1 rRNA gene is annotated in these 214 nt (G+C 54.2%); it reads left to right on the top strand.

What is annotated here, in order from left to right:
• The first annotated feature begins 93 nt into the window (after positions 1 to 93).
• Positions 94 to 209 (top strand): 5S ribosomal RNA (gene rrf, locus HZR81_RS23835).
• Positions 210 to 214 lie beyond the last annotated feature (5 nt).

Below are 214 nucleotides of genomic sequence, written 5' to 3'. Positions count from 1 at the left end.
TACAGACCGAAAATCTGCACGAACACGCAATACCGATTCGATCACATACCCAATTCGCTGCAGCGGCTCAACCCCGAGGCAGCAACCGAATTGCTTGACGACCATAGAGCGTTGGAACCACCTGATCCCATCCCGAACTCAGCAGTGAAACGACGCATCGCCGATGGTAGTGTGGGGTCTCCCCATGTGAGAGTAGGTCATCGTCAAGCTCCTA

The organism is Pseudomonas sp. LM13 (genome assembly GCF_041381355.1).
Classification (GTDB): domain Bacteria; phylum Pseudomonadota; class Gammaproteobacteria; order Pseudomonadales; family Pseudomonadaceae; genus Stutzerimonas; species Stutzerimonas frequens.
This window is presented reverse-complemented; position numbering and strand designations above follow the sequence as displayed.